We start from the raw sequence: 7,805 nt of genomic DNA, 5'->3' as shown, positions 1-7,805 counted from the left end.
CCGCCACCTCTACCCTGAAGCCTCAACTCTACGGCCTAGGATAGAGAAAATAAGTCAGTCAAGCGCCCAACCTCTACCCTGAAACATCAACCCTACAGCTTGAGGCAGAGAAATTAAGTCTCGCATGGCACACATCAACAAATATAATCAATGAGGAGGAAATCACTATGAGAAAAACAATAGAAAATCAGATCGCTTATTTAAAGAACACTTTGGCTCAAATAGAATATAGATTAAAGAATGTCCCGAAAGGTTATTTGAAAATTCAAGCGCGTAAAGGAAAAGTTTACTATTATCATCATTATAAGGCAAAAGATACAAAATTAGTCCAAAGAAAATATATTACCAGAAAAGATGCACAGCTTGCACAGGTACTAGCACAGAAAGGGTATGACGAAAGAGTTAAACCACTTTTGCAGAAAGAACTAAAAGAATTGGAAAGCTTTCTAAAAAAATACGATGAAAATAGAGTGGATGCGATCTATGATATAATGAGTGCAGAAAGAAAAAAACTAGTGCATCCTGTTCGTGAAAGTATACAAGAACAAATGAATAGATGGCAAGATGAAAAATATGAAGTTAATACAAAATATAAAGAAAATTTAATTTATGAAACTGAAAATGGTGAAATGGTACGCTCAAAATCAGAAGTAATCATAGCGAATATGTTACGACATCATAAAAAATATTTATTGTATAAATATGAACGACCATTAGAGGTAGTTATAGACGGAAAAGTAACTATTATATATCCTGATTTTACGATATTGAATTGTATAACAGGGAAAATAGTCTATTGGGAGCATGCTGGGCGAATGGATGATGTAAGGTATACTACAGGATTTGTTCAGAAGATGAATACTTATGCCAAGAATAACATTGTAACAGGACACAACTTAATTGTGACATATGAGACTATGAATTATCCACTTGATATTAAAGTTGTAAAGAACTTGATCGAAATGTTGATAAACGATATTGAAATATAGTCGTAGGGTAAAATTATACAAGTGAAAAACCAGATACTGCGGATTTGTGGAGAAATTCTAATCAAATGAAGAAAAATATGATATTATAAATATGAAGACAATAAACAATGTTTAGTAGATGCAAGAGGAGGAAAACTTGATGAAGAAAATATAGCCTAACATTTACAAATGGAGTTAAAGGTATCACGCGATGATTTAGAGGGGGCTTTTGCGTTTGAAAAGGTACATGAGAAATATTCTGTCAGTGCAAAAGAAAATAGATGTTATCGTCACCGTTTTTACCAATTTGAAATTAAAAAGTTTAGTGAGCAAATAGAACAAGATTCCTTTCAAATTGATGGAAAGAAATTTTATTGGATGTCCATTGCAGAAATGGAACAGGATAAAAGAATCATGGAAGTGAATAGCGACATTGTTAGTATGGTGAAAAGAGTGGCGTAGATTCCACATATAATGAAATATTGTATTAATAACTGTATCGTTTGAAAAATTATAGGTCTGAATCCCATCCCTGTGGTGATTCAGACCTTATTTTAACTTTATAGGAAAATTGTCGTTTCCTATAAAGTCATAGTCTGTCAGGCGCTTATTATTGCAGCTAAGGAGTAAATCGTGGTACAATTTCGAATATATGGATTTTTCGATTGGGAAAATAGATGGAATGAAACAGAGTATAGGAGGTAGTTGTGAAGACATTAGTGGCGATCGGAGAGGCGTTGATTGATTTTGCACCACAGCAGGCGGGCAGACAGATCAAAGATACAGAAAGCTTTATGCCAAAGGTGGGAGGTGCACCGGCCAATGTATGTGGAGCATATGCAAAACTTGGTGGCAAAGCAGTTATGCTGACGCAGCTTGGAGCAGATCCGTTTGGGGATAAGATTGTGGAAGAACTTGCGCACAGCGGCATAGACACCACATATATCTCACGCACAGAGGAAGCTAACACGTCGTTGGCATTTGTGGCATTGCTGGAAAATGGAGACAGAGAATTTACGTTTTTTAGAAAACCCGGCGCAGATATGCTGTATCAACCGGAACAGGTGCCGGAAGAAGTGTTTGCAGATGCATATGCGCTTCATTTTTGCTCGGTTTCTCTAGGGGATTATCCGATGAAGCAGGCGCATAAGAAAGCGATTGAAAAGGCTTCGGCGGCTGGAGTGATGATCAGCTTTGACCCGAATCTTCGACCTCAGTTGTGGCCGGATCAGGCGCAACTTAAGGCAGCAGTGACAGAATTTCTTCCTTGCGCGGATATTCTTAAGCTGTCAGATGAAGAGTTGTTTTTTATCACAGGCAAAGAACATATTGAAGATGCGGTGGAAGAGCTGTTTGCTATGGGAATCTCTGTGATCTTATATACGAAAGGAAGTCAGGGTGCGGAGGTTTACACAAGAACAGCGCATGTAGCTGTGTCCGGCACTGGGAAAAAGGCAGTGGATACGACCGGAGCGGGAGACGGATTTATTGGTTCTTTCCTTAACCAACTCGCTTATGAGGGGAGAACCCTGGATGACATGAAGAAGATGACGGATAAGGAGTGGGAGTCCTATTTGATTTTTTCAAATCGTTACTGCGGAGAAAGCATTCAGAAAAAAGGAGCACTATCTTCTTACCTTACCAGACAGGAAATGGAAATGCTTTTTGGTTGAGGATATGGCATTGTTAAGGAAACGTTAAGTTAAGGTGTTAGAATTTATTAGCAGACAAGGAGTACAGGAGTCATATGGAAAAAATTAATAAAGAATATCCGATTTTAAGTAATTGGAAGTTTGTGTTTAAGGAAATGTACGACCTAGACCACAAGTACCCTTGGTATATTGCAGTACGATCGGTAGCAGGATTTTTGGCGCCGTTTATTGCAGCGATCATACCAAGTGCGGCGATTAGTATGGTCGAAAAAAAGGCAGATTTTTTGACTTTTTTTGGAGTAATGCTGGCGTTTGTGCTGGGAAATATGATTATGGGGATCGTATCGACAAAGTATGATTTTCTAATTAAAAAGAAAAATTATAAGGTGCAGTTTCAGTCTGTTCAGAAGAAAGTAATCAGCAAAATTATGACAGTGGATTACCAAATTCTGGAGAGTGCAGAAGGAAAACGAGCAGCGGATGGCGCAAAATACAGCTACTCGGAGGAATGGAATGGCTGGAGTCGCATTATGGATATGTTTACGCCATTCGCATTTAATCTGTTGGGAATTATCGTATATACGATCATACTGATTCCAAGATGCCCCTGGGTACTGCCGATTTTTGCGATTATGAGCATTATGAATGTGATGATCGAAAAGAAAATTGCGCAACGGGGTTATCGGAAATATAGAGAGACAATTTGGGAGACAGATTCCAGAGTGGAGTATTTTTTTCAGAGAAGTACATCTGCTACGGACGGTAAAGACATTCGTTTGTATCGCATGGAAAAGTGGTTTGTGGATGTCATGAAAACACTGGTTCAGAGACGAATGAAAGTATGGAAACGCGTGGAGATGTATTATTTTCTGCCGCATCTGTCGGACACGATCTGGTCGCTCGTGCGTGACATCATTGCGTATACGGTGTTGATAAATCAGTTTTTGGCAGGGGAATTGAATGCGACCACATTTACTTTTTATTTGGGAATTATTACCGGTTTTGCTGGCTGGCTGAATGGCGGTAATATGGGAGACGGTTTCGTTCGCGCTAACAGTGAAATGATCCGTTGCAACTGGGGCATTAACGATTACCGCAGTTTTATGGAGTTAAAGGATTCGGAGCATACAGTAGAGAAAGAGAATACGGAAAACACTTGTGCTAAAAATGGGACAGACAAAACGGAAAACGGTATTACGCTTGAGTTTAAGAATGTATGTTTTCGTTATCCCGGTGCAAAACAGGATGTGATACATAATCTGAATCTCAAGGTAAAGGCAGGCGAAAATATTGCACTGGTGGGAGTAAACGGAGCTGGCAAGACCACTTTAGTAAAGTTGTTGTGCGGTTTTTATCATCCAAATGAAGGACAGATTTTGATCGATGGCAGGGAGATTTCTGATTATTCAGAGACAGAATATCGCAAATTAGTCGCAGCAGTATTTCAAGACATGATGGTGATGGCAACTTCGGTAGCAGAAAATATCGCTTGTGAAAAACAGGAAAATATTGATGAACCAAAACTGCAAACGGCAATGCAGCTTGCAGATATTGAGGATAAGGTCCTATCTTTGCCAAAGAAGGAAAAGACAGCGGTTACCAACTTTTTGGATAAGGATGGCGTGTTGTTTTCGGGCGGAGAATTACAGCGCATATTACTGGCGAGAGCTTTATATAAGGACGCACCGCTTTTGTTGTTAGACGAGCCGACCAGTGCGCTGGATCCTCTGGCAGAGACAGCGATTTACGAACAGTATCACCGGTTATCGGAAGGGAAAACAACGATTTTTATTTCCCATCGCTTGGCGAGTACCAAATTCTGCGACCGTATCATTTATTATGAAAATGGTCAGGTGAAAGAAGACGGCACGCACGATGAACTAATGAAAAAGAATGGTGCATATGCCAAGATGTTTGAAATACAAAGTCAATACTACAATGAGAAGGGTGGTGATTTCGATGAGTAAGCATGCGATCAGCAATGAAAAAGAATCTGTAGGGGCGATCATAAAGAAATTTATGCATGTTATCGGGATCAATCATCGGCTGTGCAAGTGGATCCTGCCTTGTAATCTTGGAAAAAATATAATTATGGCGGGTCTGCCTTATGTGGGCATTGTATACGGCTGCAATATCTTAAATGCATTAGTTGCACGGGAAGCGAAGGGACATATCATGAATATGGTCTACCAACTTTTGGTGATCACTTTTGCAATGACGATCCTGTACCATATTTTGGATAAAGCAGGAAATGCGATGCGAGATAATATTCGTTACCGAATCAAGGCGGATATATCCAGTAAAGCTGCAAGCTAGATTATCAAGATCTTGAGTCGCAGGATAGTATGCAGCTTTTGACGGCAGCGTTAGAAGGTGAAAAAGAAAGCGGCGGTATTTACTGGTTTTCGGATAAATTAGGCGTGCTGATCGGTGATGTTGCATCTATCTTTTATGCCTTTGTTGTGCTTGTCCCAATTTTGACACAGCAACAGCATTTGACCGGAAATGGTGTGATGCAGATCTTAAATTCTAAGTGGATCATATACCTTATTTTCTTGTTAAATCTGTTTTCTATGTTCCTTTTTATGTGGATATCCAAGAAGGGCAACAAAAAGCAGTATGAAATTTATGAGGAAAGTTTGGATGCGATTCGCAAGGATGATTATTTTTATCGCGAGATCCTCAGCAAATATGCGACAGGTAAGGAGATCCGTCTGTATGCCTTAAAGGATTTGCTGTTGAGGGATATGACGAAAGTGTGGGATGAAAAGTGCAATATTCAGGACAGAAAGCTAGACATTCAGGAAAAGATCCGAATCCGTTATTTGATCGTACAGGCGTTGCTTTTAGTGATTTCCTATACGGTGATCGGAGTCAGAGGCGTTAATGGGATGATCACGGGAGCGGAAGTGGTCAAGTATGTATCGGCACTAACGGCACTCGGAGGTGCTTGTCAATATATGGTAGATCATTTTGAAACGGTGTTGCTTAATATGCAGTATTTGCATCATTATTACGAATATCTGCAGTTGCCAAATCGCAAACAGACGGGTGGAAAACCTACGGCTGATCTACCTCCACAGGATCTGGTGATTACCTTTGAGGATGTAAGTTTTAAGTATCCCGGTGGTAAAAAGGATAGTTTAGAGCATGTTAATCTCACATTTCACTATGGAGAAAAAATTGCGCTGGTAGGTCCGAATGGTGCCGGAAAAACGACCTTGATCCTGCTGCTGTGTCGACTGTATGAGCCAACACACGGACGTATTTTGCTAAATGGGATCGATATTCGTGAATATGATTATGAAGAATATTTGGCAATGTTTGGTGTGGTATTTCAGGATTTCAAACTGTTCGCTATGACAGTAGCAGAAAATGTTGCTGCCAGTGAGGAGTACGATGAGCGGGAGATTGAAGAGGTTTTGGAGAAAGCAGGCATTTGGGAGCGTGTCCAGAAAATGGAACAGGGAATCCATAATCCATTGTATAATGTGGGTATTAAAGGTGTTGAGGTGTCCGGCGGTGAGGCACAGAAAATTGCGATTGCGCGCGCCTTATATAAGAAAGCACCTTTTATCATTTTGGACGAACCAACCAGTGCACTAGACCCTATGGCGGAATATGAAATTTATTCAAGTTTTGACCGACTGATTCAAGACAGAATGGCGGTATACATATCCCATAGAATGTCAAGCTGTCGTTTTTGCCAACGGATTATTGTGTTAAAAGACGGACAAGTGCAAGAGCAGGGAACGCACGAAGAATTGATAGAAAAAGACGGAATTTACGCTATGATGTGGAATGCACAGGCACAAAACTATCAATAGAAGGAGATTGGACTTATGAAAAACAATTTTCAAAAGACGATGTACGCCTGTTTTGCAGGTTATATCGTTCAGGCGATCGTTAATAATTTTGTGCCGTTGCTTTTTTTGACCTTTGAAAAAAGCTATCATATTCCACTCAGTCAGATCACAATGTTGATCACCTTTAACTTTGGTATTCAGTTACTTGTGGACTTATTATCGGCAGGATTCGTTGACCGGATCGGTTATCGGGTATCCATTGTGCTGGCGCATGTCTTTTCTGCAGCCGGTCTGATCGGACTGGTGATCTTGCCGGAAATACTTCCGAATGCTTTTGTCGGATTACTGCTTGCGGTTGTCGTGTATGCGATCGGTGGAGGTCTGATCGAGGTGTTGATCAGTCCGATCGTTGAGAGTTGTCCAAGTGATAACAAAGAGAAAGCAATGAGTTTACTACATTCCTTTTATTGCTGGGGACATGTGGCAGTTGTACTTTTTTCCACGCTGTTTTTCAAGCTGTGCGGTATCGATCATTGGAAAGTGATGGCACTTATCTGGGCGGCTCTTCCAATCATCAATGGACTCGTATTTTGTAAAGTGCCGATCGCTTCTTTGATCGAGGAAGGCGAAACAGGCATGACACTTGGTGAATTATGCAGAAATAAAATATTTTGGATCCTTATGCTTATGATGCTGTGCGCCGGAGCCAGCGAGCAGGCGGTCAGCCAGTGGGCATCGACCTTTGCGGAAAAAGGTCTTGGCGTTACCAAAACGATCGGCGACTTGGCGGGACCAATGGCATTTGCAATCCTAATGGGAAGTGCCAGAGCCTTTTATGGTAAATTTGGCGATAAGATCAATCTGGATCAATTTATGATTGGCAGCAGTGCGTTATGTATCCTGTCTTATCTGACGATATCGCTGTCAGCATCGCCATTGATCGCGCTGATCGGCTGCTCGATCTGTGGATTGTCAGTCGGAATCATGTGGCCGGGAACGTTTAGCAAGGCATCGGCTTCTCTTAGAAATGGCGGAACGGCATTGTTTGCACTGCTTGCACTGGCGGGGGATGCGGGATGCTCCGGAGGGCCTACTTTGGTAGGGTTTGTCTCTGATATTGCATCCGAAAATCTGAAAATGGGAATTTTAGCGGGCGTCATTTTTCCGGTATTGCTTGTCGTGAGTATTTTATTATTGCGGACAGTTAGGGAAAATAGGAAAGATTGAAAAGAAAGTAGATTGAAGAGAGAATAGATTGAAACAGCATAGATCGAAAAGAAAATAGATTGAAAAGAAAATAGATTGAAAAGAAAGCAGATTGAAGAGAGAATAGATTGAAACAGAATAGATTGAAAAGAGAATAAATAGAAATTTGTAAT

The 7,805-nt window shown here is 40.6% G+C and carries 7 protein-coding genes; all 7 read left to right on the top strand.

What is annotated here, in order from left to right; genetic code table 11:
- The first annotated feature begins 167 nt into the window (after positions 1-167).
- The 7 genes from DW981_RS13660 to DW981_RS13630 all read left to right on the top strand — a co-directional run bounded on the left by DW981_RS13660 (position 168) and on the right by DW981_RS13630 (position 7,653).
- A complete protein-coding gene (locus DW981_RS13660) occupies positions 168-989 on the top strand; it encodes a hypothetical protein (RefSeq protein ID WP_118508117.1) in 822 nt (273 codons plus the stop codon).
- 168 nt (positions 990-1,157) lie between these two features.
- The gene (locus DW981_RS13655; RefSeq protein WP_022024364.1) at positions 1,158-1,430 is read left to right on the top strand and encodes a hypothetical protein; all 273 of its coding nucleotides are present in this window, start codon (positions 1,158-1,160) and stop codon (positions 1,428-1,430) included.
- 245 nt (positions 1,431-1,675) lie between these two features.
- Positions 1,676-2,641 carry a carbohydrate kinase gene (locus tag DW981_RS13650; RefSeq protein ID WP_118508116.1) on the top strand — a complete coding sequence of 322 codons (966 nt, stop codon included), beginning with the start codon at positions 1,676-1,678 and terminating at the stop codon, positions 2,639-2,641.
- A gap of 74 nt (positions 2,642-2,715) precedes the next feature.
- Positions 2,716-4,587, top strand: a complete 1,872-nt coding sequence (locus DW981_RS13645; protein WP_118508115.1) for an ABC transporter ATP-binding protein — start codon at positions 2,716-2,718, stop codon at positions 4,585-4,587.
- Entirely contained in the window at positions 4,580-4,936 is a 357-nt protein-coding gene (locus tag DW981_RS13640) for a hypothetical protein (RefSeq protein WP_118508114.1), read from the top strand. The genes DW981_RS13645 and DW981_RS13640 overlap by 8 nt, the downstream gene beginning before the upstream one ends.
- A 29-nt stretch (positions 4,937-4,965) precedes the next feature.
- Complete coding sequence (locus DW981_RS13635) at positions 4,966-6,447, top strand: ABC transporter ATP-binding protein (protein ID WP_118508113.1); 1,482 nt, start codon at positions 4,966-4,968, stop codon at positions 6,445-6,447.
- Between the two features lie 15 nt (positions 6,448-6,462).
- Positions 6,463-7,653, top strand: a complete 1,191-nt coding sequence (locus DW981_RS13630) for an MFS transporter (protein WP_118508112.1) — start codon at positions 6,463-6,465, stop codon at positions 7,651-7,653.
- Positions 7,654-7,805 lie beyond the last annotated feature (152 nt).

This window comes from Clostridium sp. AM49-4BH, from assembly GCF_003478335.1.
Classification (GTDB): Bacteria; Bacillota; Clostridia; order Lachnospirales; family Lachnospiraceae; genus Butyribacter.
This window is presented reverse-complemented; position numbering and strand designations above follow the sequence as displayed.

Coding starts and splice junctions, on each gene's coding strand:
- DW981_RS13660 (WP_118508117.1), top strand. CDS start 168: ATGAGAAAAACAATAGAAAATCAGATCGCTTATTTAAAGAACACTTTG.
- DW981_RS13655 (WP_022024364.1), top strand. CDS start 1,158: ATGGAGTTAAAGGTATCACGCGATGATTTAGAGGGGGCTTTTGCGTTT.
- DW981_RS13645 (WP_118508115.1), top strand. CDS start 2,716: ATGGAAAAAATTAATAAAGAATATCCGATTTTAAGTAATTGGAAGTTT.
- DW981_RS13640 (WP_118508114.1), top strand. CDS start 4,580: ATGAGTAAGCATGCGATCAGCAATGAAAAAGAATCTGTAGGGGCGATC.
- DW981_RS13635 (WP_118508113.1), top strand. CDS start 4,966: ATGCAGCTTTTGACGGCAGCGTTAGAAGGTGAAAAAGAAAGCGGCGGT.
- DW981_RS13630 (WP_118508112.1), top strand. CDS start 6,463: ATGAAAAACAATTTTCAAAAGACGATGTACGCCTGTTTTGCAGGTTAT.